The sequence below is a fragment of the Azospira inquinata genome (assembly GCF_018905915.1).
In the GTDB taxonomy this organism is placed as follows: Bacteria; Pseudomonadota; Gammaproteobacteria; order Burkholderiales; family Rhodocyclaceae; genus Azospira; species Azospira inquinata.
Genome location: NZ_CP064782.1, coordinates 337,143 through 362,274, shown reverse-complemented (window position 1 = coordinate 362,274; position 25,132 = coordinate 337,143). Strand labels below are relative to the sequence as shown.

Sequence of the window (25,132 nt, the reverse complement as noted above, 5' to 3'; positions counted from 1 at the left end):
CTACGCCAGCCCACGACGTTTCTCCGGCGGGGCGGGGTAGATGTTGCCGAGGGTGTCGACGTGGAATTTTTCGATGCTCACGGCTGTTTTAACTCCAATGCCGCGCATTAAACCCTCTTTCCCAACGGCTTGATTTCTATCGTGAGCCCACAAACTTATAGCTCCTGTGGAACGATCGGTTCCTGTGTAGTACCCCAAAAAACTCTCTTTCTTAAGACGTATCTGGACGAGATCGTTTGGATACAGTGAGAAGCACCACTCGAAACTTTCATCAACCAGCGTCCATTCCTCTTCGTCCTTGAAAGCCACAATTGCCCGATTCGGCAAACCCGTTACCCGGTGATGCACATAAACCGGTACCAAGTGGAACTTGCCAGCCTTGGTAAAGACATCCACCCGCAGCATCGTGTCGTTCTTGGCGATGCCACCGCGAACGGGGATACCGGACAGTTTGTCGATGACTTTTGTGACGCTTCGAACGATGGGGCCGGTTGGGTTGCCGTCTTTGTCGGGTTTGCGTAATGGGTTACTGGCCGGAAAAGCTTTGTCGCCCTTGCCGCCGTGGGCTTCCAAGCGTTCCCGGATGGCTCCGTAAAGCTTGGTGTTTCGGTGCGGATCAGCGAGCGACTCGAGGTCTTTCAATGTCAGGCTGGCGAGGGCAACCTTCTGCGTGACGCTGCCTTTTCCCTTGAATCTTTCTGGTTGGCCGTAGATGGTGTCCTTGTGAGCAGCACCACCGTTGCGGCGTTGCGGTGCGCGGGAAACGAACAACGGTTTCAGTGCCGCGAGTTCTTCCTCGCTGTAGCTGCCCAGGCGAGCCATTTCTTCGCGCAGCAATTCCGGCGAATCGATTTTTAGACGGGCTTCGAGTTCGTTTCGGAAGTAGGGCCACGGATCGGGAAAGTGTTCGCGCAGTTGCTTGTGCATGGCCGGATTGGCGATTTCGCCGGTTTCAATATCGACAAAGCCATTGCGGACCTGTTCCAATTCCCGGGTACGCGAGTAATTGGATAGGCGCTGCACCATGCTGTGACTGCACGCCGCGACAACCGCCGCATCAAGCGCATGGTGGCGGTCGCTGTCGGAACGCACCTTGAGCAGCCCCCAGCGGGCGCGCAGGAAGTTGGTCAGTTGGCCGCTCAGGACAACGCAATGCTTGGCTTGACTTCCGTCTGCCAGTTTCAAATAACGCTCAACATAGTTCTTGAAAAACCTGCAGATGTAGCGGGTGTCATTAAGATTACGTTCCTTGAACTCTTCTGCTTCCTTTTCGCCAAAATCCTTGCGAAGCAGGCGGGTGCGCTTGGCTAGCCGATAAGCTTTGTTCGCTTCAACAAAGGCGACAAAGCGTTGCCATCGCTCGCTATTTTCTGCGCCGCCCAGATATTCATAGGGGGTACGGTTGCCCTTGTCGCGGTTTTCGCGGGTCAGGACCAGCACCTTGTTGTTCTTGCTGTCGTCGAAACTGCGCGAGTAGGGCAGGGCGTGGTCGATTTCGGTAGAGCCATCCAGGAAGATTTCGGCAACGTTGCCTGAAGGCGCCAGCGGCTTCTGCGTGTAAATGCATTGCCCGTTCTGTTCCCTGTACAGGCGCCATTTTTCAAATTCAAGACCTTTGGGTGGGTAGCCGAACAACTCGATGAACCGTTCCCTATCGCGTTGATTTCGGGCCTGGTATTCGTCCTGTTCTTTCTTGATCTTGTTGCGCTCGTCGAGGGGGCGCGAAAGATCGCGGGCCATTTCGATGTGCACTGCAGCCGGTGAGCCATAGCGGCGGACGATGGCATTGACTACCTTGCGCGCCTGATTCAATGAACGTAGGACGACGGGGTTGCGCGGGATGTCGGCATCTTCAGTGAAGCGCATGCGGCCATCTTCGTCGCGTCCGGCATAGAGCGACGGCAGATACTTGTGTTCGCCTTCTCCTATCTTGTGCAACTGACTGTGGTGATAGCCGGCCTCAATGCAGGCCTCGTCGTAGCGCAGCCCTTTTTCCATGTGCGGCACGATGGCACGCAGGGCTTTTAGAGAAAGAGCGTGGAATTTGTCGAAACGGATGTTAAGCAGGGCGTCGATGAGCGCGTCGCGGTTGGGGAGCGACAACTTGGCGAGTTCGGCGCGGACTTCATCGTCATCTTTGTAGACACTGAGTACCCAGGCAATTTGGTCGAAAATTTCTGGCTGACCGCAGAGCGCATCGCCTGAGAGTTTTTTCCACTCCTCGTTGAGGCCGGCCTTGGTCAGCGTTTTGCGCAGTTCCTGCCAGGCCGGGACTTTGATCAGCGTGGCGGACTCCGGGTCTTCCGTCTTGCTGTTGGCCTTTTGCCCTTCAGTGGGGTAAGCGAGGCCGATAAATTTGAAGCTGCCAGCCTCCAACAGCCCGGCTTGGGTCAGTGCTTTACCGAGTTGTTTGTAGGTTAGGTCGCCAGCTTGTTGATAAGGTAGAAGCAGGCAGAGTTGGCGTTCCTGTTCAGTCAGCTGGCGGGTAACGCCACCGGTAACGATGCGTAGGTTGTTCAGGCGCGTCAGCCAGACGTGACGTTCGGCGGTGAAGCTGGCTTTAGGAGCGCGGTATTCGTCTTTTTCGAAGGTGCAGGCACCAAGCATCGTGAGCAGGTCGGCTCCGGCCAAAGCGGGCTTTTGCTGCCAGAATAATCCGCTCTTTTTGTCGCCGTTGCCGAGGATGGTGGTTTCTAGCCTACTTGATGCATGTGGATTGCCGAATTCTCGTTGCTTTTCGAAGAGCAGGGTCAGTTCCTTGGCGAGCAGTTCTCGCGAAAGCGCTTTGGTGTATTCGCCCTGCTTGTTTCGCGCTGCGCTTGTTGGGATCGGGTTTCCCTGTTTGTCTGTCCTAATCAAGCCGTCACTGTCGAGTTGGGGTTTTACGAATTCATTGACGACCATTTCTGCAGCACTGCGATAGCCTTTTCCCGCCATTAGCTCGGCCGTACCAGCCAATCCCTTTTTGACTTTGCCGCCTTCGCTCTTGCTGTCGCCTTCCGCTTGCTTCGCTTCGGCGCGGCTGATCCAGTGGAAGCCCCGGTGTTTGCACAGGTGGTAAATGACACGCGCCCATTCTTCGTCGTTCAGGCGGTGGTCGATGCCGAAAACGCGCAATTGCCAGAGCGGGCGGGTAAAAGGGTGCTTTGGCTGGAATATCTTGGTGTCAGTGATCAGCCTTTCATTTTTTAATAGGCGGGACAATTTCTTCAATCGCCATGCCCGTCGAAACAAGCGTCGGCGCATCAGTCGAGCGTTCCGTCGTACGAGATTTAGTGACTCTCCCTCCTTAGCCGTTTCCGCTTTGTCAAATGCTCGAACACCTAGATTGATGATGTGGTTCTCACCAAGAACGCACCACCCAACTGAGGCAATCCCAATATCAAGACCAATGGTGTATGTCGTACTCATGATTTGTATTTTTTTATCTAGAGTGCGTAGAATAACGCCATGTAGCTTTCCGGGGTGAGAGCCGTTGCTACAATAAGGTGTCACCTTCGGGTGACGACCGAATCCGGCCCGGCAGGGAAACCTGTCGGGCCTTCTTCATTTGTGAACAATGGAATCGGCCGATAACCGCAAACACTCGCCGAATTTCGGCCGGAGTTCTCCCCCGTTCCTTAGCAAATTAAAAAAGCCCCAAGACCAACGATCTTGGGGCTTTCTTTTTTGCTGCTAGCTTCTGCTGGAACGTCCTTCCAGCATCGGGCCTATCCGGCTAACTGGTTTAGCCGCAGGAGCCTACTGCGCCGCAGGCGGTGCAGAATTCGCAGCCGTCTTTTTTGATCACCGTGGTGTTGCCGCATTCCTTGCACAGCTTGCCTTGCATGGGTTTGGCGGCGGTGCCGTCCTGGGGCGTTTCCAGGATGCCCATTTGTTGCAGGGGCATGCCCTTTTCGTCCAGGATGCCGAGCATGGCGTAGCGGTGGATGACCAGCTGGGCCACGTAGGCGACGGTGGAGGGGTAGTTGGTCTGGCGCCGGGTGCCGGGCACGAAGGCCATGAAATCCCCCAGGGGTTCGGAGTAGTCCAGGAGCTTGCGCAGCTTCATGCCGATCCAGGCCGGGTCCACCACCCGCATGTCCAGGGACATGAGCTTGCACAGGCCGTCCAGGGCCCGGGGGTAGTTGCCGGAGAGCCACATGGAGTAGGGGCGGGTGACGCCGTCGGGCAGGGTGATTTCTTTCAGGCCCAGGACGAAATCTTCGCTGGTGGTGGGGTTGATCACATCCACGGTCCAGGAAAGGGTGCCGTCCGTGCCGGTCTTGGGCTCGCTGGTGCTGAACATGGCGTCCATCACCGGGGTGGTTTCTTCGTGTTCCGGCTTGCCCAACTGGTCGATGCGCCAGCGCACCACCTGGGCCATGGCGGCCGTGATGGAGGGCATGCGCTTCCGTTCCCCGTGGGGCGGGAAGGGCATGTCGAAGGCGTCCCCCGGTACCTTGGCCAGAATATCCAGCTTGGCGTTCAGGAGGCCCCGGTCATTGGCCCGCATGTCCATGGAGAGGGTCTTGGCGATGGCGCCCAGGCCACGGGGTTGGTCCGGGCCGTTGACCCAGATTTCAAAGGGCCAGGAGTAGGGGTGACCCGCGTCGTCTTCCTGATCCACATGGCCGACGAAAATGGCGAACTTGCCTTGGGGGTACTCCAGCATGTAGGTCCAGGCCATGTTGCCGTCGGGCAGGGTGGGGCGGCCGGGCCAGCGCAGGGAGGAGAGCACCGGGGCGGGCAGGTTCTTGATGGACAGGCGCCGGTTGGCGTCGGAGACGAAATCCTGGGGCGATTGCTTGTTTTCGTCCGTCTTGGGCTTGCTGGATTCCACGGACAGCACGGAGCCCAGAACGCTGTTGGGCCGGTAGGTGGCCAGGCCCTTCAGGCCGGACTTCCAGGCGGTCAGGTAAAGGTCCTGGAAGTCGCTGTAGGGGTAATCCCCGGGCACATTCACCGTCTTGGAGATGGAGGTGTCGATGTAGGGGGCCACGGCGGCCACCATGTCCTTGTGGGCGGCGGCGGAGATTTCCAGGGCGGTGACAAAGTAGTCGGGCAGCTTTTCCACGTCCCCGCCCAGGTGCTTGTAAAGGCGCCAGGCGTAGTCTTCCACCGCGTATTCCTTCAGGGTGCCGTCGGGCATGCGCTTCTTCCGGTTATAGGTCCAGGAGAAGGGGGGCTCGATGCCGTTGGAGGCATTGTCGGCGAAGGCCAGGGAAATGGTGCCGGTGGGGGCGATGGAGAGCAGGTGGGAGTTGCGCAGCCCGTGTTGGCGGACTTCCGCCTTGATTTCCGCGGGCAGGCGGGAGGCGAAGTTGCCGCCGGAGAGGTACAGCTCCGCGTTAAAGAGGGGGAAGGGGCCCCGTTCCTTGGCCAGTTCCACGGAGGCCAGGTAGGCTTGATCCCGCATGAATTCGGAAATGCGGGTGGCCATGGCCTTGGCTTCCGGCCGGTCGTAGCGCAGGCGCAGCATGGCCAGGGCATCCCCCAGGCCGGTGAAGCCCAGGCCCACCCGGCGCTTGTTGGAAGCTTCTTCCCGCTGCCGTTCCAGAGGCCAGTGGGTGGCGTCCAGCACGTTGTCCAGCATGCGCGTGGAAATCCGGATGACTTCCGCAAAGCTGTCAAAGTCAAAGTCCGCTCCTTCGCTGAAGGGCTGGGAGACGAACAGGGTCAGGTTAATGGAGCCCAGGCAGCAGCAGCCGTAGGGGGGCAGGGGCTGTTCGGCGCAAGGATTGGTGGCCTCGATTTCTTCGCAGTAATAGAGGTTGTTGTCCTTGTTGATCCGGTCCAGGAACAGAATGCCCGGTTCCGCGTGGTCGTAGGTGGATTTCATCACCTGATCCCACAGTTCCCGGGCTTGAACCTTGCGATAGACCCACATGCCGTCTTCCCGCTGGAAGGCGCCGGAGGCTTTCATTTCGCTATTGGGTTCGGCCTTATGCACCAGTTCCACGGTGCCGTCCCCTTCCACGGCTTGCATGAAGGCGTCGGTAACGGCGATGGAAATGTTGAAATTGGTCAGATCCCCTTTGTCCTTGGCGTGGATGAAGTCTTCCACGTCCGGGTGGTCGCAGCGCAGCACACCCATTTGGGCGCCCCGGCGGGCCCCGGCGGATTCCACGGTTTCGCAGGAGCGGTCGAAGACCCGCATGTAGGAAACGGGGCCGGAGGCCCGGGATTGGGTGCCCTTGACCTGGGCGCCCACGGGACGGATGGAGGAGAAGTCGTAGCCGACCCCGCCGCCCCGCCGCATGGTTTCAGCGGCCTGGGCCAGGGCGGTGTAGATGCCGGGACGGCCATCCACCACTTCCACGATGGAATCGCCCACGGGCTGGACGAAGCAGTTGATCAGGGTAGCGGCCAGATCGGTACCGGCGGCGGAGTTGATGCGGCCCGCAGGAATGAAACCGTTTTCCTGGGCCCAGAGGAATTTCTCCTCCCACTTGCTACGGTCTTTTTCCGGCTCAATGCCGGCCAGGGCTCGGGCGACCCGGCGGCGCACGTCGTGCACATCCAGTTCCTTGCCTTTGGCATATTTCTCCAGCAACACCTCAGTCGAAATCTCCTGGTCGGGCAGGGGGGTGACTTCCGGTGCGTCGGGGATGGCGGACAATGAGAGTTGTTCTGCAACCTGGCTCATGGTGAGCATCCTTTTAAGGTGGGTATGAAAGAGGTCATATCTCCCCGGGACAGGATGGGTCCGGAGAAATGAAATCGGCGTGTAAGCTACTACATCTAGTGGGTGGTGGCAAACAGTTGACTAAATGTAGTTGTCGGTACTCCGGGCCGGAAACATGCTCCTGTGCTCGAAAACAGGGCGTTTCCCCCCTTTTGGGGCGGGGGTCGGAGGGGTGCCCGAAGAGGGGGCCGAAAGGGGCGGTCCGGGCGACGGGGGGCGGAGTATAGACCCGGGATGGGGCGGGATGGAAACCCTTGACGGGAACAAAAAAGGCGGTGCACCGGGACCGGTGCACCGCCTTGGTGCGGAAAAAATTTACAGATTCAGCAGGGTAGCCGTGTGGTGGGCGATCATCCACTCTTCGTTGGTGGGGATCACCATCACATCCACCGAGCTGCGGGGGGCGCTGATCCGGTCCGAATGGCGGGAATTGGCCGCCTCGTCCAGCACAATGCCCATCCAGTCGGCGGCCAGACAGACCCGGCGGCGGATTTCCGCCGCGTGTTCGCCAATGCCCCCGGTGAATACCAGGGCATCCAGCCCGCCAGCGGCGGCGGCCAGGGAACCCAGTTCCCGGTTAATGCGGTAGCAGAACAAATCCACCGCTTCCTTGGCTTCCGGCTTTTCGCTGGCCAGGAGGGTGCGCATGTCCTGAGACAGACCGGAAACCCCCAGGAGGCCCGATTCCTTGTAGATGAGCTTGGTAATGGCCTTGGTGTCCATGCCCTTGCTTTCCTGGAGGAAGAGAATCACCCCCGGGTCCAGGCTGCCGGTACGGGTGCCCATCATCAGGCCATCCACCGCCGTGAAGCCCATGGTGGAAACCTTGCTCTGGCGCCGTTCCATGGCGCACATGGAAGCACCGTTGCCCAGGTGGGCCACCACCACCCGGCCATCGGCCCGGCGGGTGTATTCGGGCAGGCGGCGGGCAATGTACTCGTAGGAGAGGCCGTGGAAGCCGTAGCGCTTGACCCCGGCGCCGCTGATCCAGCGGGGCAGGCCAAACATCTGGGCCACCTCCGGCTGGGTGCGGTGGAAGGCGGTGTCGAAGCAGGCCACCTGGGGCGTTTCCGGCAGGAGCTGGCGCAGGGCCGCCACCCCGTCCAGGTTGTGGGGCTGGTGCAGGGGGGCCAGGGGGATCAGATCCACCAAGTGCTCGATGATGTTGTCGTCCAGCACCATGGGGCGGCTGTAGCGTTCGCCTCCGTGGACCACCCGGTGGCCCACGGCGACGATGCGCCAGCCCTGTTCGTGGGCGTGGAGCCAGCTCACCAGAAATTCCAGGGCCTCGTGGTGCTGGCTGTCCATGTCCCCGGTGAGGGGAATGTCCACGTTGTCCAGGGAACGGCCTTCCCCATTCACAGCCTTGATGTGGGGCTGGCTACCGATGCCGTCGATCTGGCCAGACATGACGGGGCCGGCAGCAATGCCCCCCTCCGGCAGCAACTCATAGAGGGAGTATTTGATGGAGGAGGAGCCGGCGTTAAGGGTCAGAATGCAGTCGGTCATGGGGTTTGTTTCCGATAAGCGTGGGCCATGATGGCGGCGATGGCGCAGGAAGCGGTGCGGGCTTCCGCCGTGTCAGCCCGGGAGGTGAGCACGATGGGGCACTTGGCCCCCAGCACCACCCCGGCGGACAGGGCATTGGCCAGGTATTCCAGCTGCTTGGCCACCATATTCCCCGATTCCAGATCGGGCACCACCAGAATGTCCGCCTGCCCGGCCACCACGGACTTAATGCCCTTGGTTTTGGCGGCCACGATGGACACCGCGTTATCGAAAGCCAGGGGGCCGTCCAGGATGCCGCCCTTAATCTGGCCCCGATCCGCCATTTTGCACAGGGCGGCGGCGTCCAGGGTGGATTGGATCTTGGGATTCACCGTTTCCACGGCGGAAAGAATGGCCACCTTGGGTTCCGGCCGTCCCAGAATATGGAACAGGTCGATGGCGTTCTGGATGATGCTTACCTTGTCTTCCAGGCCCGGGGCGATATTCACCGCCGCATCCGTAATCATGATGGGCTTGGGATAGGTGGGCACGTCCATGTAAAAGACGTGGGAAATGCGCCGTCCGGTGCGTAGGCCAGTGGCCCGGGAAACCACTTCCCCCATCAGCTCGTCGGTGTGCAGGCTACCCTTCATCAGGGCTTCCGCATCCCCGTTGCGCACCAGGGAAACGGCCATGGCAGCGGATTCGTGGCTGTGCTTGGTATTGACGATGCGGTAGGGGGAAATATCCAGCCCCAGTTCCGCCGCCAGACTCCGGATTTTGGCTTCCGGCCCCACCAGAATGGGGTCGATGAGCCCGGCCTGGGCGGCGATCACCGGTCCCTTCAGGGATTCGGCGTCACAGGGGTGGGCCACGGCCACGGGCACCGCTTCCAGGCCCTTGGCCAGGGCCAGCAGGGCCTGGTAACGCTCTTCCTTGTCGGAAATGGTGAACTGGGGCATGTGGACCCGGGGGCGCCGGATTTTTTCCGTGGGCGCCAAGACTTCCGCCGTGCCGCCCACCACCAGCAAGCCTTCCTGATTGGTGCAGACGCAGTCAAAGAGGATGTGCTTGTTGTGCTCAAACTTCTGCTTGGCGGTCACCGTAATGGTGATGGTGTCCCCCAGGGTGACCGGGCGGGAAAAGTGTAGGGACTGGTCGATGTAGATGGTGCCCGGGCCGGGGAACTGGGTGCCGAGCACGGTGGAAATGAGGGCCCCGCTCCACATGCCGTGGGCCACCACCTCCCGGAAAATGCCGCTATGGGCAAATTCCGGGTCCACCACCGAAGGATTCACGTCGCCGGACATGACGGCAAACATTTTGATGTCCTCCGGGCGCAGGGTGCGCGCCAACTGGGAGGAATCGCCAATCTGAATTTCGTCGAAAGTCCGATTTTCGATGAATTGGTCGTTGTTATGTTCCGTATCCATAAGAACTCCCTGAAGTGAGGTTGATCCGGGGCTAGCCGCCAACGATGTGGAAACCGCCATCGATGAAGATCGTACCCCCGGTCAGGGTCTTGGCTACATCGCTGCACAGATAGGCGGCCAGGGCGCCCACGTCGTCAATGGAGACCAGCCGGTGCAGGGGCGCCCGTTCTTCCGCTTCCCGCATCAGATTGTCAAAGTGGGCAATGCCGGAGGCGGCCCGGGTGGCCAGGGGCCCCGGGGAAATGGCGTGCACCCGGATGCCGTTGGGGCCCAGTTCGGAGGCCAGATAACGGGTGGAGGCCTGGAGAGCGGCCTTGACCGGCCCCATCATGCCGTAGTTTTCCACCACTTCATCGGCGCCCAGGTAGCTCATGGTGAGCAGGGTGCCCCCATTGACCATCAGGGGTTCGGCCAGCTTGGCCATGCGCAGGAAGGAGTGGCAGGAAATGTCCATGGCCCGCATGAAGCCTTCCCGGGAGCAATCCACCACCCGGCCGTGGAGGTCTTCCTTGGGGGCGAAAGCGATGGAATGGACGAGGAAGTCCAGATGGCCCCATTTTTCCTTGATGGCCTCGAAGACCGCTTCCAGCTGCCCTTCTTGCTCCACGTCCAGGGGCAAGATCAGGGGAGCGGCCAGGAGTTCGGCCAGGGGACGGACGTGGGGCTCAGCTTTGTCGTTCAGGTAAGTGATGGCCAGCTCGGCACCGCAGATGTTGAAAGCCTTGGCGCAACCGTAAGCAATACTGTGGTTGTTGGCGACGCCGACAACCAGGCCTTTTTTGCCATTCAGGTTAAACATGGCGAGGACTCCCGTGATGTGTTTTTGGAAAAAGGGCTACCACACGCTCCCCCCGAGAGGACGTGTTGCGATGCAGCATAACGGCTTTTCCCCGCCCCTGGCAATACATCGGTCATTTTTCCGGAAACTTCCGGAAAAGGCGTCCGGACGGGCTGCCTAGCCCATTGGACACCCGCCGATTTGCAGGGCTGTGACAATCTGGTGCCGGGAAAAAGCTCGGCCGTCCTCGCCGTGAGTTTCTATGACGGATGAGCCGGGCCGTGCTTATAATGCCCCACCTGTTTCCGTAGCGGGAGGTCAACGTGGCGTTCGGTTCGGAAGTGTCTTTAGTTGAGACCCTGGAAGGCATCCTGGCCCGGCATCGCCGGGACCCTTCCCGGTTGTTGCAGATCCTGTTGGCTATTCAGGATCAGTTGGGCTATTTGCCCCCGCCAGCCATCACCTTTGTGGCGGAGCGGCTCCAGTTGCCCCGGGCCCGGGTGGAAGGGGTGGCCGGTTTCTACTCCTTTCTCCATCTGGAACCGGTGGGGGAATACCGGGTTCTGTTTTCCGACAACGCTACCGATCGCCTGTTAGGCAACCAGGAGCTGCTGGAAACCATGTGCCAGAAGCTCTGGGTGGAGCCGGGCAAGGTTTCCGAAGACGGCCTGGTTTCCGTCACCACCACCTCCTGTACGGGGATGGGGGATCAGGGCCCGGCCCTGCTGGTGAATGGCATGCCGGTGACCATGATGAATCACCAGCGGGTCAATGAAATCTGCGAGCTGATCCGCCATCGCAAACCCTTAAGCCAGTGGCCCAGCGAATTCTTCCGGGTGCAGGACAACATCTGCCGCCGGGACTGGCTGCTCAATAGCGAACTGATTCCCGGGGCGGCCCTCAAGGTGGCCGTGGAAAAGGGCTCGGCGGGCTGGTTGGCGGAAGTGCAGAAATCCAATCTGCGGGGCCGGGGCGGCGCCGGCTTTACCACCGGCGTGAAGTGGGAAGCCTGCCGCAATGCTCCCGGGCGGGAACGGGTGGTGGTGTGCAACGCGGACGAGGGGGAACCGGGTACCTTCAAGGACCGGGTGCTGCTCACCTCCTACGCGGACCACGTTTTCGAGGGCATGACCCTGGCCGCCTACGCCGTGGGCGCCCACCAGGGCTTTCTCTATTTGCGGGGGGAATACCGCTACCTCCTAGATCATCTCCTTTCCGTGCTGGCCCGGCGCCGGGAAAGCGGCCTTTTGGGCAGCGCCATCCTGGGGCAGACCGGTTTTGACTTCGACATCGAAATCCATCTGGGGGCTGGGGCCTATGTGTGCGGCGAGGAAACGGCCCTCATTGAATCCCTGGAAGGCAAGCGGGGCACCCCCCGCATTCGCCCGCCTTTCCCCGTGACCAAGGGCTATCTGGGGCGGCCCACGGTGGTCAATAACGTGGAAACCCTGGCCAAGACCGTGCTGGTGGCCCTGGAAGGGGGCGAAACCTTCGCCGCCGAAGGGACATCCCAGTCCACCGGCACCAAGCTCCTCTCCATTTCCGGGGACTGCGCCTATCCGGGGGTTTATGAATACCCCTTCGGCGTGGAAATCCGCCGCATCCTGGATGACTGCGGTGCCACGGATGTTCAGGCGGTGCAGGTGGGGGGCGCTTCCGGCACCTGCATTTCCTCCTACGAATTTCACCGCTCCATCGCCTACGAAGACGTGCCCACGGCGGGGGCCTTCATGATTTTCGATTCCAGCCGGGATATGTTTGAAGTGGCCCGCAATTTCATCCACTTCTTCGCCCACGAAAGCTGTGGTTTCTGCACTCCCTGCCGGGTGGGCACCTCCCTCCTGAAAAATTTCATGGACAAGCTGGCGGTGGGCCGGGGCGCTAAATACGACCTGGTGGATATCGAATGGGTGAATCGCCTGCTCAAGGGGGCCAGCCATTGCGGCCTGGGGGCGGCGGCGGCCAATCCGGTGATCGACACCCTGGTGAAATTCCGCCCGGCCTATGAGCGGCGGCTTCAGACCCTGGACTTCGAGCCCGCTTTCGATCTGGATCAGGCCCTGGCCGAGGCCCGGCAGATGACGGGCCGGGACGATGCGGGGGCCCACCTCACTTCCCTGGAAGAGGAATAGGTCATGAGCGACGGTAAAAAATTTATCCTGGACGGCCAGCCCGTGCCCTTTTTCGAGGGCCAGACTATTCTGGAAGCGGCCCGGGCGGCGGGCCATTACATTCCCCACCTGTGCTGGCATCCGGATTTTCCGCCCCACGGTTCCTGCAAGCTGTGCATCGTCAAGGTGGGGGGGCGCCACGTGTCCTCCTGCGCGACCCCAGCCAAGGAAGGCATGGAAGTGGAGAGCAACACCCCGGAAATGAACGGGGAGCGGCGGGCCCTGCTGCAAATGCTGTTCGTGGAAGGCAACCATTTCTGCCCCTCCTGCGAAAAGAGCGGCAATTGCCAGTTGCAGGCCCTGGCCTACGACCTGGAAATGCTTTCCGCCCACTTCGCCCATTTTTTCCCGGACCGTCCCGTGGATGCCTCCCACCCGGACATCCTGCTGGATTTCAACCGCTGCATCTATTGCGAACTGTGCGTGCGGGCCAGCCGGGATATGGATGGCAAAAATGTCTTTGCCCTCACCGGTCGGGGAATTCACAAACATCTGACGGTCAATGCGGAAAGCGGCCGTCTGGCGGACACGGATTTCAGCGCCGAGGACCGGGCCGCCCACATCTGCCCGGTGGGGGTGATCCTGCCCAAGCGCCAGGGTTTCCGGGTACCCATCGGTGAGCGCCGTTATGACCGGGCCCCCATCAGTGTGGTGGCCATGGCCGGGGAAAAGGGGGAAAAATGACCAAGCGCCAATTACAGGCAGCCCGGGGACGGTTTGCCCGCCGCCCATTGGCGGGGCACGTTGAAACGGCGAGGGAGGTGCGGCCATGACTCAGCCCTCAGCTCCGAAGAAAAAACTGCGGGTCGCCACCACTTCCCTGGCGGGCTGTTTCGGCTGCCACATGTCCTTTCTGGATATCGACGAGCGCCTCTTACAGTTGTTGGAATTGGTGGAATTCGACCGTTCTCCCCTGACGGATATCAAGCATTGCGGCCCCTGCGACATCGGCATTATTGAAGGGGGCATCTGCAACGGGGAAAACGTGCACGTGCTCCGGGAATTCCGGAAAAACTGCAAAACCCTCATTGCCCTGGGGGCCTGCGCCGTGACCGGCGGCCTTCCCGCCCAGCGTAACCATGTGGGTCTGGGGGCCTGTTTGCAGGAGGTGTACCACTACAGCCTGGGGGTGGAGAACGGCCAGATTCCCAACGACCCGGAGTTGCCCCTGCTGCTGGACAAGGTGCGGCCCCTCCATGAGGTGGTGCGGGTGGATTACTTCATTCCCGGCTGTCCTCCCTCTGGGGACGCCATCTGGAAATTCCTCTCCGATCTCATCGCCGGGCACACGCCCCGGCTGACCCACGGTTTGCTCCATTTCGATTGAGGCGGAAGGCCCGGCTCTGGCCGGTCTTCCCCATTTTTGGCGAAGAGGTTGCCGTATGGCTTTTCAACTGGAAACTGCCGCCCATCCGGAAAAATTGCGCCGGGTGGCCATTGATCCGGTATCCCGGGTGGAGGGGCACGGCAAGGTGACCCTGTTGCTGGACGAGGCCAACCGGGTGCATCAAGTGCGTCTGCACATTGTGGAATTCCGGGGCTTCGAGAAATTCATCCAGGGCCGTCCCTATTGGGAGGTGCCGGTGATGGTGCAGCGGCTTTGCGGCATCTGCCCCGTGTCCCACCATTTGGCGGCCTGCAAGGCCATGGATCTGATTGTGGGGGCCCACAGCATTACCCCCACGGCAGAAAAAATGCGGCGCCTCATGCATTACGGCCAGATGCTCCAGTCCCACGCCCTCCATTTCTTCCACCTTTCCTCCCCGGACCTCCTCTTCGGTTTCGAGGCGGAGGTGGAAAAGCGCAATATCGTCGGGGTTGCGGCGGAATATCCGGAGGTGGCCAAGCAGGGGGTGCTGCTGCGCAAATTCGGCCAGGAAGTGATTCGGGTCACGGCGGGCAAGCGCATTCACGGTACGGGGGCGGTGCCCGGAGGCATCAATAAACATCTGGCTCCGGAAGACCGGGACCTGCTACTCAAGGACGCCTATCAGATGGTGGCCTGGGCCCGGGAAGCGGTACAGCTGGTGAAGCGGCTGCATACGGCCAATCCGGGGCTTTACGACGTGTTTGGCACCTTCCGCTCCAATCTCCTGAGCCTGGTGGGGGCCGACGGGGCCTTGGATTTCTACCACGGGGTACTGCGGGCCCGGGACGGGGACGGCAAAATCCTGGTGGATGGGGCGGATTACCAGGGCTACGCCCAGCTGATCCGGGAAGAGGTCAAACCCTGGAGCTACATGAAATTCCCCTACCTGACCGCCCTGGGCAAGGAAGCGGGCTGGTACAAGGTGGGGCCCCTGGCCCGGGTGCAGAACTGCGACTTTATTCCTTCGCCCCTGGCCGAAGCGGAGCGCCGGGAATTCATGGATTATGGCCAGGGTTCCTTGATCCACGCCCCGCTGGCCTACCACTGGGCGCGCATGATCGAAATGCTCCACGCCGCCGAAGTCATTAAGGAACTGCTCCACGACCCGGACCTGCTGGCAGGGGAATGTATGGCCACGGGCCCCCGGGGCCGGGAAGGGGTGGGCCTTATCGAGGCGCCCCGGGGCACCCTGATCCACCACTATCAGGTGGGGGAAGACGATCTGGTGACCATGTGCAATCTGATTGTTTCCACCACCCACAACAACCAGGCCATGAACGAGGCGGTGCGCCAGGTGGCGGTGCGTTACCTGGATGGTCAGAACCTCACGGAAGGCCTGCTGAACCATATTGAAGTGGCGATCCGGGCCTTTGATCCCTGCCTGTCCTGCGCCACTCATGCCCTGGGCCAGATGCCCCTGGCCCTGGAGTTGCGGGACGTCCGGGGCGAACTGGTGGACCGCCTGGTCCGGGAATGATGGGCAGTCTGATCGTCTTCGCCGTCGGCAATCCCAGCCGGGGGGACGATGCCCTGGGGCCCCTCCTGTTGCGGCGCATTGAAAGCCAGTTTCCTGCCCTGGTGACGGTGGAAGATTTCCAGCTCCAGATTGAACACGCCCTGGATTTGCAGGGCCGGGATCTGGCCCTGTTCATGGATGCAGCGGTGGGTCTGGGCCGCCCCTTCCGCTTTGGTCCGGTGGGCCCGGCCCGCCATCCGGTGCATAGCAGTCACAGCCTGGAACCGGCGGAGGTGCTGGCGGTGCATACCCGAGCCCTGGGAACGCCGCCTCCCCCTGCCTATGTGTTGGCCCTGGGGGGAGCGGCCTTCGAATTGGGCCATAGTCCCAGCCCCTCCGCCCTCAAACATCTGGAGGCGGCTTGGGCATTTCTCCAGCCTTTGCTGGCGACGCCGGACCCGGATCTGTGGGCCCGGGAGGCCCGGAATTTCGCCCTCCGCCTGGGGGCTTGAGGGACCTCGGGCCCGGTCTCTGGCTGGACGGAAAATGACGAAGGAATGGTCGCTGCCGCCCCCGCTTTTTTCCTTGGCGTAACACCCCCTTGGGGGAGGGGGCAACGTGGTAAACTAGCAAGCTGTCACATAAAATTAATCTATATATGTTCGGTCGCCTGATGCCCAAAGAGGGCAAATTCTTCGATCTGTTCAATGCCCACGCGGAGCAGATCGTCGTAGGGGGAAACGCGTTGGTCAGCTTCATCGCCAATCTGGGCAAAGACGAACAACTCGCCGCACAAGCTTCGGATGCCGTGGATACCGCTGAAGCCCAGGCTGACAAGATCACCCACGACACCATCTCCCTGCTCCACAGCACCTTCATTACGCCCCTGGATCGGGACGAAATCCATTCCCTGATCAATGCGCTGGACGACATTCTGGACCTCATCCAGGACGTGACCCAGACCGTTTCCCTTTACGATATCCGCGAATCCACCGCTGAAGCCGTACAGCTGGCCGATCTCTGTATGGCCTGCTGTAGCGGGGTGCAGCAGGCCGTCAGCCGGCTGCGCACGGCGGAACAGCGGGTGGCCATTCTCAAAACCTGTGAGGAAATTGATCGCCTGGAGTCGGAAGCGGATCGGGTGATGCGCTCTGCCATGTCCCGGTTGTTCCGGGATGAGCCGGACGTGCGCCAGATCATCAAACTCAAGGCCATGTACGAATTATTGGAAACGGTGACGGATCGCTGTGAGGATGTGGCCAACATCCTCGAAGGCATCGTTCTCGAAAACGCCTGATCCCGAGCCTTTGCCATGAGCAGCATCCATATCAGCCTGGGCATGATTGTCCTTCTGGTGGGTCTGGCCCTAGCCTTCGATTTCATGAATGGCTTCCACGACGCCGCCAACTCCATTGCCACCGTGGTTTCCACGGGGGTCCTGAAACCCCATCAAGCGGTGGCTTTCGCCGCCTTCTTTAATGTGGTGGCCATTTCCATCTTTCAGCTCAAGGTGGCGGCTACCATCGGCAAGGGCACCATCGACCCGGCCATCGTGGACCATGTGGTGGTCTTCGGGGCCCTGGTGGGGGCCATCGCCTGGAATGTGATCACTTGGTATTACGGCATTCCTTCCTCTTCTTCCCACGCCCTGATCGGCGGTCTGGTGGGGGCGGCCCTGATTAAGTCCGGGCCCCAGTCCCTCATTGCCAGCGGGCTCTGGAAGACCATTGCCTTTATTTTCATCTCCCCCCTGCTGGGCTACATTCTGGGCTCCATCATGACCCTGATTGTGGGCTGGACCTTTTTCCATACCCCAGCCCGCAAGGTGGACAAATGGTTCCACCGCCTCCAGCTGTTTTCGGCTTCCCTTTACAGCCTGGGCCACGGGGGCAATGACGCCCAGAAAACCATCGGTATTATCTGGATGCTGCTCATCGCCGCCGGGATGTCCGATCCCCACGGTTCCGTGCCCATCTGGGTGGTGGCCTGCTGTTATGTGGCCATCGGTATGGGCACCCTGTTCGGCGGCTGGCGCATTGTGCGCACCATGGGGCAGAAGATTACCAAGCTCAAACCCGTGGGCGGCTTCTGTGCGGAAACCGGCGGGGCCATGACCCTGTTCCTGGCTACCGCCATGGGCATTCCCGTGTCCACTACCCACACCATTACGGGCGCCATCGTCGGGGTGGGTTCCACCCGGCGCTTTTCCGCCGTGCGCTGGGGCGTGGCCGGGGGCATTGTCTGGGCCTGGATTCTCACCATTCCGGGGACGGCCCTGATTTCCGCCGCCGCCTGGTGGGTGGGTAGCCGGATTCTGTAAGCCTTACCGGGGCAGGGAACACCGCCATGCTGTGGTTGGGATTTGTTGGCATCACCGGACTTCTGGCCGTGCTCATCTACCATTTCCCCTTTTTGTGGGAAATCGGGCTGGCGGCGGTGATCGGCATGATCGCCTACATCCTTACCCGTCCGCCCAAGGGCCGGGAAGAAGTTTCCCGGGACGAAGAAGGAAGCTAGGCAGACTTACCCGGGAACGGGGTAAGGATAAAAAAGGCAGGCACCGATAACGGGCCTGCCTTTTTTGTTGTGGGTTGGTGGGGGAGGAAGGGAGGCGGCGTGGCCAGGACTCAGTCCTGAATGGCCCGGGCGTTGGTGGTGAAGGAAATGGCCCGGGTGCCATACATATCCACATGGACCGCTTCCACCAGGGGGGCGTTGGCCGTGCCGTTGCCTTCGCTTTGCCAGCGGATGAGGAAATTGGCCCCCGAGCCGCCGGCGGTTTCCTTCCGCTCCACGAACAGTTCCAGGGTGCCCAGGGGGGGAATTACCCGGGGGGCGGCCAGATATTCCTGGATCAGCCGTCCGGCGGTGTCGTAATACCGGGCCGAGGTGACCCGGATGGGGGTGCGGGGGTCCGTGTTGCGGATGCTCACCAGCGCCGAGAGCAGGGACATTTCCGGATTGCCTGCCTTGTCCCGGTTGCCGTGCCAGAGATGGGAATAGATGGGCAGGTAGAGGGTCTGACCCCGGCTGCGGCCAATGTCTTCGGCGGCGGCGGGGAGGGCGGCCCCCAGCAGGGCGGCGGCCAGGGCCAGGGCCGGCAGGCGGGGCAGTGCCCGGGGGCGGAACAACGGAATTGGGGAAATCATGGCATGCCTTTCACGAAACACCGAACTGGGTGACGCTGGAGTCCCTGGGGTGGGTTTTTCCCCGTGGCCCCTTTGGGCGCCGGCGGCCGCTGCCCAAGCTGGGACCAAGTCCGGGGGCGGGGCTGGGAAGGGCTCCGCCCGTCAGTTTACAGCAGGAAGGCCCGCAGGGCGTCCAACACTCCGTCCGGCTGTTCCCCCTGCATGGCGTGGCCGCAGGCGGGAATTTCCGCCACCCGGGGGGTGCCCCTTAAAACAGGGAGCAGGGCTCGGGCAGCCTTGGGGGCGGTCATCAGATCATTTAAGGCGATGATCAGCAGGGTGGGGCACTGCACGGCGGCGGCTGCTTCCAGGCCGTGGGTGTATTGGCGGCAGTTGAGAAGATCCCGGTGGATCAGCCCCGGATGGGCGTGGCGCAGCAGGGCCAGACCGCAACCCGGCTGCCACAGGCCCGGGGCCGGGTTGCCCCCCAGGGGGCGGCCGTGGGACCACTGGTTGATCATCCGATAGGCCTGGTCCGGATCCTTCTGGGCAGCTTCCAGCAGGGCGTCGGAAACGGCCATGGGGGCGGCGGTGCCGAGCAGGGCCAGGGTCTTGATCCGCTCCGGATAACGGGCGGCGGCTTCCAGGGTGACCAGGGAACCCATGGAGTGGCCGATGAGGCCCGCTTCCCGGGCGCCAGCGGCGTCCAGGAGGGCGGGCAGCCAGTCCGCCAGGGCTTCCACGGAGTCCAGGGCGGCGCCCTGGGAGCGACCGTGGCCGGGCAGGTCAGGGGCCAGCACGTTGTAGCCGTGGTTGGCGAAATAGCGGCTTTGCAGTCCCCAGACCCCGTGGTCGTTGGCCGCCCCGTGGGCGAATACCAGGGTGGGCTTGGCCGGGTCGAAGGTTTTACCGCCGGTGTAGGCGTAGGTGGCTTGGCCGAGGACATTCAGTTCCATGGTGTTCCCCTTACGCCTGAACCTTGGCGGCGGCCCGCAGGCCCCGGTTCAGGTCTTCCAGCAGGTCTTCCGGGTCTTCCAGACCCACGGACAGGCGGATAGTGCCCGGGCCGATGCCTGCCGCCAGCAGGGCTTCGTCGGTCATGCGGAAGTGGGTGGTGGAGGCCGGGTGGATTACCAGGGATTTGGCGTCCCCCACGTTGGCCAGATGGGAAAAGAGTTTCAGGCTTTCGATAAATTTTTTCCCGGCGGCCCGGCCGCCCTTGAGGCTGAAGCTGAACACGGAGCCGCAGCCCCGAGGCAGGAGCTTCTCCGCCAGGGCGTGATCCGGGTGGTCCGCCAATCCCGGGTAGGAAATGTGTTCCACCCCCGGGTGTTCCGCCAGGAAAGCCACGATGCGCCGGGTGTTTTCCACGTGGCGGGCCATGCGCAGGGGCAGGGTTTCGATGCCCTGGAGAATCTGGAAGGCGTTCATGGGGGAAAGGCAGGCGCCGAAATCCCGCAGGCCTTCCCGACGGGCCCGGAGGAGGAAGGCGGCCACGGTGGATTCTTCGGTGAAATCCATGCCATGAAAGCCGTCGTAGGGTTCGGTGAGGGTGGGGAATTTGCCCGAGCCATCCCAGTCGAATTTGCCCGAATCCGCCAGTACCCCGCCCACCACCGTGCCGTGGCCGCAGAGGAACTTGGTGGCGGAGTGGTAGACCAGGTCCGCCCCGTGTTCAAAGGGCTTGATCAGGTAGGGAGTGGTGAAGGTGGAATCCACCAGCAGGGGCAGGCCGTGTTCATGGGCCAGGTCGGCCACCCGGGGAATATCCAGCACGTCCAGGCCCGGATTGCCCAGGATTTCCCCGAACAGGAGCCGGGTGTTGGGGCGGATGGCGGCCCGCCAGGCGTCTAGGTCCCGGGTGGGAACGAAGGTGGTTTCAATGCCGAAGCGGGGCAGGGTGTATTCCAGCAGATTGTGGCTGCCGCCGTAGAGGGCCCGGGAAGCGACGATATGGCCGCCGGCCCCCATCAGGGTGGCGATGGCTAAGTGCAGGGCGGCCTGGCCCGAGGCGGTGGCGATGGCGCCCACCCCTCCTTCCAGGGCGGCCAGCCGTTCTTCCAGAACTGCTACGGTGGGATTGGAAATGCGGGAATAAACGTGGCCCGCCCGTTCCATATTGAAGAGGGCGGCGGCCTGATCCGAGTCCTTGAAAACGAAGGAGGTGGACAGGTAGATGGGGGTGGCGCGGGCGCCAAATTGGGAATCGGGGGATTGCCCGGCGTGCAACGCCAGGGTGTCCAGGTTAAAGCCGTCCGTACCGGCCATGGCAGACTCCTTGTGAATTTAGCCCGGATCGGGCGACACAAGCTCAGGCGGGGACGTCGGGCACCAGCAGTCGTTCCAGCTGGTCCATGCGGTCTTTCAACAGCAACTTACGCTTTTTCAAGCGGCGGACCAGGAGCTGATCGGGGGGCGGGGAAAGGGTCAGGTGGTCGATGACCAGATCCAGATCCCGGTGTTCTACCCGCATTTCGTGAAGTTGCCCCCGGATGGCAGCGACTTCCTCTTCCGTCAGTTCGGTCATGATGGCTGGGCCCGGCCTCCCACGGGGGCTGGCGCGGTGCGTCTGCCGACGCCCGCGCCGGAATTTGAGCTTAGAATGGATGAACAATTCTAACCGAGAGAGGAGACCATGTCTTATAACGTTATCGTAGCTTTCGGTAAGCATCAGGAATATGGAATCGGCCTCACCGAAAGCGAATTGGCCGGCCATACGGCGGAGGAAGCGCGACGCTGGTTCGAAACCCAGTATGAGGAACTGGCCTGCGAACCTTCCAATCCGGTGGGTAAGGTCCTGGTGCTGGACCGCATTCTCGGCGTGGCTCGGGCCGTGGGCCCGGCGGCCTTTGCCCAGGGCGATACCTGGGCAAAGCGCTACGCCCTGTATGCGGCGTTGGTGTTGGGTAAGGACGTGCTGCGCATCGACGTGGAAGGTTTGACGGTGGATGTGTGACGCTCTGGCTTCCCATCGGGGACATCTCCCCGGTGGGAAGGTGGGGGAAGTGCAAGGCTTTCCCCTGGGGAAAAGGGTGGGGCCGGTTTACTGAGAGATTGCTTACCGGTCTGATAACTAGGTTTGCACTTGTGTGACCTAAGCTACAAATAAGTTTTCGCTTTTGTGACATGACATCGGGAAACTTGTAATTAATCTAATGAGTTATGTCTTATAGATGACTGTGGCACGATTCTTGTATAAGAGCTAACCCGAGGGTGCGGAGATCCCGTGCCAGATTCGGAAAACCCGGCCACCACCGGGACCTGGACAGAGGGTTAGTCATGCAAGAACAAAAATTCGAATTGCTGGAAAACGACAGCAATATCATTGCCGCAGCGGACCGCTTGGAAATGTCCCGGCGGGATTTCCTCCGCTTTTGCACGGCGGCGGCGGCCACCCTGGGCCTGCCCGCTGGCGCGGAAGCGGCCGTGGCCGAGGCGGTGGCGACCAAGCCCCGTCCCTCCGTGATCTGGCTTCACTTCCAGGAATGCACGGGCTGTACCGAGTCCCTGCTGCGGGCGGAACACCCCACCCTGGAAAAGCTGATTCTGGACATGATTTCCCTGGATTACCACGAAACCCTGTTCGCCGCCGCCGGCCACCAGGTGGAAGCGGCCCGGCTCCAGGCCATGGAAAAGCACAAAGGCCAGTACATCCTGGTGGTGGAAGGGGCCATTCCCGCCAAGGACGGCGGCGTCTATTGCAAGGTGGGTGGCAAGACCGCCATCGAACTGGTGCGGGAATGCGCGGCGGATGCGGCGGCGGTAATCGCCATCGGCTCCTGCGCCTCCTGGGGCGGCATGCCCTCCACCGGCCCCAACCCCACCGGCTGTTCCGGGGTCAATAAGGTCATCGACAAGCCCGTGATCACCATTCCGGGCTGCCCCCCCAATCCCTACAATTTCCTGACCACCGTGGTCCATTACCTGACCTACGGCCGCTTCCCGGCGGTGGATGCTCTGGGGCGTCCCAAATTCGCCTATTCCCGCCTCATCCACGAAAATTGCGAACGCCGGGCCCACTTCGACGCCGGACGTTTTGCCAAGGAATTCGGCGACGAAGGTCACCGCAAGGGCTACTGCCTCTACAAGCTGGGCTGCAAGGGGCCGGAAACCTACGCCAACTGCTCCGTCATCCTCTTCGGTGACGCGGGGGCTGGCACCTGGCCCGTGGCCTGTGGCCACCCCTGCATCGGCTGTACGGAGCAGGGGGTGGGCTTTGCCAAGCCGATCCACCAGACGGCCCACATCAAGACCTTCTCGCCCCCCGCCACCTTCCCCCGCATTGTGGAAGAGCAGGGCAAGGGGGCGACCCTGGGGGCCGCCGCTGTGCTGGCCGCCGTGGTAGGGGTGGCTGCCGGGGCCGGTGCCCGGGTGGCGAAAAACCTGGGCCTTTCCCACGAGGCGGAAGAGGCCCGGCTGAAGGCCGAAGCGGCCAAGGCTGAGGCGGAAAAACCGGCGGAGCGGGTGTAACCATGACCAGCCGGCGTAATTTTCTCAAAGGGGCTTTGCTAGGAGGGGCCGCCGCGGCGGCGGTGAGCACCGTCAGCGAACCGGCCTGTGCCCGGGGCAACAATCCCCAGCCCAAGAACGCGGTGGGCCTGCTCTACGACGCGGCCCTTTGCGTGGGCTGCAAGGCCTGTGTGGCGGCCTGTAAGGAAGCCAACAACCTGCCCGCCGAATTCACCACTCCCGATCAGTTGTGGGATACCCCGGTGGATACCACCGCCAAGACCTTCAACGTGATCAAGATGTTCCGCATCGGCACCATGGAGACGAAGGACGATCCGGATAACGGCTACGCCTTCATGAAAACCTCCTGCCTGCACTGCAACGATCCTTCCTGCGTGTCCGCCTGCCCGGTCTCGGCCATGACCAAGAATCCGGAAACGGGCATCGTGGGCTATGACCCCAATATCTGCATCGGTTGCCGGTATTGCGTGGCGGCCTGCCCCTTCGGTATTCCCAAGTACGACTATTCCTCCCCCACGGGTCAGATCGGCAAGTGCCAGCTCTGCCGCCATCGCATGAAAGATGGCCATTACGCTGCCTGTGCCGAAGTTTGCCCCACCGGGGCCACCCTGTTCGGCAAGGCCACCGACCTGCTGGCTGAAGCCAAGCGCCGCCTGGCTTTGAAGCCGGGGACTACCGCCGTGTTTCCCCGGGGCGAACTGGGGGGTAAGGACCAGAGCTACGAAAACGTGGTGGGCCATTACCAGCAGCATGTGTATGGGGAAAAGGAAGTGGGGGGCACCCAGGTGATCAAGCTGTCCGCCGTGCCCTTCGACAAAGTGGGCCAGCGGCCCCTGCCGGAGGAATCCTCCTCCTCCAAGTCGGAAACCCTGCAACACACCCTGTATGGCCATATGGCCCTGCCCCTGGTGGTCTTGGGGGGCATGACCTATTTCGCCAAGCGCAACGTCAAGCCGGAGGACCAGGACGACGGCGACCCCAAGGACCGGTCCGGTCGCTAAGGAGGCATTCATGTCCGTTCATTCCCATGCCGTGCCCGCCCCGGTGGGCGGCCGCATCCTCAACCCGGTCACCTATGTGGCCCTGACCCTGATCGGGGTGACCCTGGCGGTCCTCCTGGTGCGTTTCCTCTTCGGTCTGGGGGCCGTCACCAACCTGAACGACGGTTTCCCCTGGGGCCTCTGGGTGGTGGGCGACGTGGTCATCGGTTCCGCTTTCGCCTGCGGCGGCTTTTCCGTGGCCATGCTGGTCTATATCTTCAATCGGGGGGAATACCATCCCCTGGTCCGGCCGGCCCTGCTGGCCTCCCTCTTCGGCTATACCCTGGCCGGGGTGGGGGTGATCTTCGACCTGGGCCGTTGGTGGAACTTCTGGCACATCCTGACCCCGGGCTATGCCTCCCCCAATTCGGTGATGTTTGAAGTGGCAGCCTGTATCTCCATCTACATCTGCGTCATGTGGATCGAGTTTTCCCCCGCCTTCCTGGAACAATGGGGCCTTCATGTCCAGCGCAAAAAGCTCAACAAGGTGATGTTCTTCTTCATCGCCCTGGGGACCGTGCTGCCCATGATGCACCAATCCTCCCTGGGTTCCCTGCTGGTGGTGCTGGGGGTACAGATACATCCCCTCTGGCGCACCCTGGCCCTGCCCCTGATTTACCTCCTTTCCGCGGTCACCATCGGCTATGCGGTGGTGCTCTTCGAGTCTTGCCTGGCGGCGGCCGGTTACCGGCGCAAGCTGGAAATGCACATCCTCACGCCCCTTTCCAAGGTGATGCTGGGGCTGCTCTGCGTTTTCCTGGCGGTGCGCTGGGGCGACCTGATTATTCGGGGGGCCTGGGTGGAAGCCTTCAAACCCACCCTGGAAGCCTTCATGTTCTGGCTGGAAAACGCCTGCTTCGTGGCGCCCCTGTTCATCCTGGGGCGGGAATCTTCCCGCCGTAATCCGGCCCGGCTTTTTGTCGGGGCCATACTCTTGATGTTGGGGGCGGTGCTGCTGCGCATCAACTCCTACCTGATCGGCTACGAAACCGGGGAGGGCTGGCACTACTTCCCCTCGGTCCCGGAAATGCTGGTGACCCTGGGCATGTTCGCCATTGAGGTCTTCGGCTACATCGCCATCAGCCGCCGCTTCCCGGTACTGCCCCGGGAAGACGGGGAGGCCGCCTGAGCC

At 61.8% G+C, this 25,132-nt stretch carries 21 protein-coding genes; 12 read left to right on the top strand and 9 right to left on the bottom strand.

The genetic code is table 11. From position 1 onward, the window contains the following. From cas9 to fabI, 5 genes are all read right to left on the bottom strand, one after another. Complete coding sequence (gene cas9, locus Azoinq_RS01600; protein WP_216127425.1) at nucleotides 1-3,411, bottom strand: type II CRISPR RNA-guided endonuclease Cas9; 3,411 nt, start codon at nucleotides 3,409-3,411, stop codon at nucleotides 1-3. Nucleotides 3,412-3,727: 316 nt separating this feature from the next. Then, nucleotides 3,728-6,628 (bottom strand): adenosylcobalamin-dependent ribonucleoside-diphosphate reductase, encoded by a 2,901-nt coding sequence (locus tag Azoinq_RS01595; protein WP_216127436.1) that lies wholly within the window; start codon nucleotides 6,626-6,628, stop codon nucleotides 3,728-3,730. A 354-nt stretch (nucleotides 6,629-6,982) separates the two neighbouring features. Further along, the gene (locus Azoinq_RS01590; protein WP_216127439.1) at nucleotides 6,983-8,176 is read right to left on the bottom strand and encodes an acetate/propionate family kinase; all 1,194 of its coding nucleotides are present in this window, start codon (nucleotides 8,174-8,176) and stop codon (nucleotides 6,983-6,985) included. Further along, nucleotides 8,173-9,588: a bifunctional enoyl-CoA hydratase/phosphate acetyltransferase gene (locus tag Azoinq_RS01585; RefSeq protein WP_216127442.1), complete on the bottom strand. Its 1,416-nt coding sequence runs from the start codon at nucleotides 9,586-9,588 to the stop codon at nucleotides 8,173-8,175. Before Azoinq_RS01585 ends, Azoinq_RS01590 begins: the two co-directional genes overlap by 4 nt. 31 nt (nucleotides 9,589-9,619) lie before the next feature. Further along, nucleotides 9,620-10,387, bottom strand: a complete 768-nt coding sequence (gene fabI, locus Azoinq_RS01580) for an enoyl-ACP reductase FabI (protein ID WP_216127444.1) — start codon at nucleotides 10,385-10,387, stop codon at nucleotides 9,620-9,622. A gap of 320 nt (nucleotides 10,388-10,707) precedes the next feature. Here fabI and Azoinq_RS01575 point away from each other — a divergent pair, with 320 nt between their 5' ends. The 8 genes from Azoinq_RS01575 (at nucleotide 10,708) to Azoinq_RS01540 (ending at nucleotide 17,879) form a co-directional block, all read left to right on the top strand. Next, nucleotides 10,708-12,498 (top strand): NAD(P)H-dependent oxidoreductase subunit E, encoded by a 1,791-nt coding sequence (locus Azoinq_RS01575; RefSeq protein WP_216132297.1) that lies wholly within the window; start codon nucleotides 10,708-10,710, stop codon nucleotides 12,496-12,498. Nucleotides 12,499-12,501: 3 nt separating this feature from the next. After that, nucleotides 12,502-13,221, top strand: coding sequence for a 2Fe-2S iron-sulfur cluster-binding protein (locus Azoinq_RS01570; protein WP_216127446.1), 720 nt, complete (start codon nucleotides 12,502-12,504; stop codon nucleotides 13,219-13,221). 85 nt (nucleotides 13,222-13,306) lie between these two features. Then, nucleotides 13,307-13,864: an NADH-quinone oxidoreductase subunit B family protein gene (locus tag Azoinq_RS01565; RefSeq protein WP_216127448.1), complete on the top strand. Its 558-nt coding sequence runs from the start codon at nucleotides 13,307-13,309 to the stop codon at nucleotides 13,862-13,864. A 55-nt stretch (nucleotides 13,865-13,919) separates the two neighbouring features. Next, on the top strand, nucleotides 13,920-15,383 hold the full coding sequence (locus tag Azoinq_RS01560; RefSeq protein WP_216127451.1) for a Ni/Fe hydrogenase subunit alpha: 1,464 nt from the start codon (nucleotides 13,920-13,922) through the stop codon (nucleotides 15,381-15,383). Next, nucleotides 15,380-15,874 (top strand): hydrogenase maturation protease, encoded by a 495-nt coding sequence (locus tag Azoinq_RS01555; protein WP_216127453.1) that lies wholly within the window; start codon nucleotides 15,380-15,382, stop codon nucleotides 15,872-15,874. Before Azoinq_RS01560 ends, Azoinq_RS01555 begins: the two co-directional genes overlap by 4 nt. 146 nt (nucleotides 15,875-16,020) lie before the next feature. Then, on the top strand, nucleotides 16,021-16,659 hold the full coding sequence (locus Azoinq_RS01550; protein ID WP_216127462.1) for a DUF47 domain-containing protein: 639 nt from the start codon (nucleotides 16,021-16,023) through the stop codon (nucleotides 16,657-16,659). 15 nt (nucleotides 16,660-16,674) lie between these two features. Beyond that, the gene (locus Azoinq_RS01545; RefSeq protein ID WP_216127465.1) at nucleotides 16,675-17,682 is read left to right on the top strand and encodes an inorganic phosphate transporter; all 1,008 of its coding nucleotides are present in this window, start codon (nucleotides 16,675-16,677) and stop codon (nucleotides 17,680-17,682) included. A 26-nt stretch (nucleotides 17,683-17,708) separates the two neighbouring features. After that, on the top strand, nucleotides 17,709-17,879 hold the full coding sequence (locus tag Azoinq_RS01540) for a hypothetical protein (RefSeq protein ID WP_216127468.1): 171 nt from the start codon (nucleotides 17,709-17,711) through the stop codon (nucleotides 17,877-17,879). Nucleotides 17,880-17,989: 110 nt separating this feature from the next. Here the strand turns inward: Azoinq_RS01540 and Azoinq_RS01535 are convergent, their stop codons facing one another. From Azoinq_RS01535 to Azoinq_RS01520, 4 genes are all read right to left on the bottom strand, one after another. Continuing rightward, the gene (locus Azoinq_RS01535) at nucleotides 17,990-18,511 is read right to left on the bottom strand and encodes a DUF3124 domain-containing protein (protein WP_216127471.1); all 522 of its coding nucleotides are present in this window, start codon (nucleotides 18,509-18,511) and stop codon (nucleotides 17,990-17,992) included. 146 nt (nucleotides 18,512-18,657) lie between these two features. Further along, nucleotides 18,658-19,446, bottom strand: coding sequence for an alpha/beta fold hydrolase (locus tag Azoinq_RS01530; protein WP_216127474.1), 789 nt, complete (start codon nucleotides 19,444-19,446; stop codon nucleotides 18,658-18,660). Between the two features lie 10 nt (nucleotides 19,447-19,456). Then, on the bottom strand, nucleotides 19,457-20,758 hold the full coding sequence (locus Azoinq_RS01525) for an O-acetylhomoserine aminocarboxypropyltransferase (RefSeq protein WP_216127476.1): 1,302 nt from the start codon (nucleotides 20,756-20,758) through the stop codon (nucleotides 19,457-19,459). A 43-nt stretch (nucleotides 20,759-20,801) separates the two neighbouring features. Further along, nucleotides 20,802-21,017, bottom strand: a complete 216-nt coding sequence (locus Azoinq_RS01520) for a DUF465 domain-containing protein (RefSeq protein ID WP_216127479.1) — start codon at nucleotides 21,015-21,017, stop codon at nucleotides 20,802-20,804. Between the two features lie 108 nt (nucleotides 21,018-21,125). Between Azoinq_RS01520 and Azoinq_RS01515 the strand changes: the two genes are divergently transcribed. The 4 genes from Azoinq_RS01515 (at nucleotide 21,126) to hybB (ending at nucleotide 25,129) form a co-directional block, all read left to right on the top strand. Continuing rightward, nucleotides 21,126-21,446, top strand: coding sequence for a hypothetical protein (locus tag Azoinq_RS01515; RefSeq protein ID WP_216127483.1), 321 nt, complete (start codon nucleotides 21,126-21,128; stop codon nucleotides 21,444-21,446). A gap of 323 nt (nucleotides 21,447-21,769) precedes the next feature. Then, nucleotides 21,770-22,960, top strand: a complete 1,191-nt coding sequence (locus tag Azoinq_RS01510) for a hydrogenase small subunit (protein ID WP_216127485.1) — start codon at nucleotides 21,770-21,772, stop codon at nucleotides 22,958-22,960. Between the two features lie 2 nt (nucleotides 22,961-22,962). Continuing rightward, nucleotides 22,963-23,961 (top strand): hydrogenase 2 operon protein HybA, encoded by a 999-nt coding sequence (hybA, locus tag Azoinq_RS01505; protein ID WP_216127488.1) that lies wholly within the window; start codon nucleotides 22,963-22,965, stop codon nucleotides 23,959-23,961. A gap of 10 nt (nucleotides 23,962-23,971) precedes the next feature. Further along, nucleotides 23,972-25,129, top strand: a complete 1,158-nt coding sequence (gene hybB / locus Azoinq_RS01500) for a Ni/Fe-hydrogenase cytochrome b subunit (protein WP_216127498.1) — start codon at nucleotides 23,972-23,974, stop codon at nucleotides 25,127-25,129. Nucleotides 25,130-25,132 lie beyond the last annotated feature (3 nt).